Here is a 1,286-nt window from a genome sequence, read left to right on the forward strand (position 1 = left end):
GTGATGTCAAGTGTTATTGTGAAAAAATTGATAATAATTTACTGAAATGCACGCCAACTGCTAACTTGGGTGGATTGGTGGCACACTGCTCACGCCATGTGTCCGGCAATACAAAGCTTGCCACTCGAAACGCTGTAGCAGCACTTCGCAGGAAACATCGGCGTCGAGCCGTCCCAGCAACGTGGCATAAAGAATTCGCCACGCAATGACAGCAAACAGGGCAGTTGCCCGCCTGAAGCGTTCCACGTCACCAAACTGCCGTGCCTCAATTTGGCAGCCGCTTTTAAGCATCCGATGCCATGTTTCGATTGTCCAGCGCCTGGCGTACCAAGAGAGGCGCTCGAGGGCCTCTTCCATGGTGTTGGTTTCGACGGACGTCAGCAGCATCCATTCGACGGGATCATGCCCCGGTGGTGGTTCCTTCTCAATGGCCAAACTGCGTACACCACTACCTCGGCAGAGCCCTCGATCTTGGAATGGCTCGGTTTGCGGATGCGAATTGGGACGCAGCGGATCTCCATCTGCGCCGTACGTTCGGCTACCGCTCCGCGGCCGGGTAGACGTAACGACGTTGTGCCCCGGGGGGGCGACAGCCTGCATTGCCTGCCATAAATAGCTCTCAGGGTGGCTCACGCGGCGATTCCATGCTGCACGTACCAACCACTCCACGCCTTTAGCACGTTGTTCGACGAAGAGGTCATACAGATCGGCCTCGCGATCACAAACGCCCACGATTTTTGTTTCAGGACAGTGTGATTTAAGTGTCGTCAGGTGATTGATACCTTATATCCACTTGAAGCTTTCCTTCTCCTTAATCGGCAAACTTTTGCGGATGGCCTTCTTGCCTATTTCCGAGTGGGGACGCACCCACGTCTTCATCCCCAGGACACCAAGAGGCAAGCCTTCTGGAGTCAGCGCGAGCATGCTGTGCATCATGAATCCTCTGATGCGTATGTCGCTGCAGTACCCCAGACCCTCAGTTGCTGGCAGATGCGACAGGTTGTATTCGGTCGTGTCCTGAATTGCCAGAATCACCGGCACGGCGCGCATGCGCCCCAGCGTCTGTCCAATGTGGTTTGTGAGAATGCCGTCTGTGTCGACTTCATCGTTATCAAAAAACCGATAGGCAGCCTTGAGCTTAGCAGGCGGCAAAGACTGCGGAAATGAACAGTGCGGACTCTTGGCCAATTGACGCGCCAGCAAGACTAGCCTAGCCTGAATTTTGCATAAAAAAGGGCAAGAATGCCGTAAGTGATTGATAAAATGGGAGTTATCAAGAAACACAA

2 protein-coding genes are annotated in these 1,286 nt (G+C 53.7%); both read right to left on the reverse strand.

All coding sequences use genetic code 11. The features are described 5' to 3' along the window. Positions 1-60 precede the first annotated feature (60 nt). A complete protein-coding gene (locus ACP7BV_RS27015) occupies positions 61-780 on the reverse strand; it encodes an IS4 family transposase (RefSeq protein WP_426107981.1) in 720 nt (239 codons plus the stop codon). Between the two features lie 3 nt (positions 781-783). Next, positions 784-1,286, reverse strand: a 503-nt coding sequence (locus ACP7BV_RS27020; protein ID WP_426107980.1) for a transposase DNA-binding-containing protein, incomplete at its 5' end; no start/stop codon positions are given.

Origin of the sequence: Massilia sp. TSP1-1-2 (genome assembly GCF_049896185.1) — a bacterium.
Lineage (GTDB): Bacteria > Pseudomonadota > Gammaproteobacteria > Burkholderiales > Burkholderiaceae_D > Telluria_A.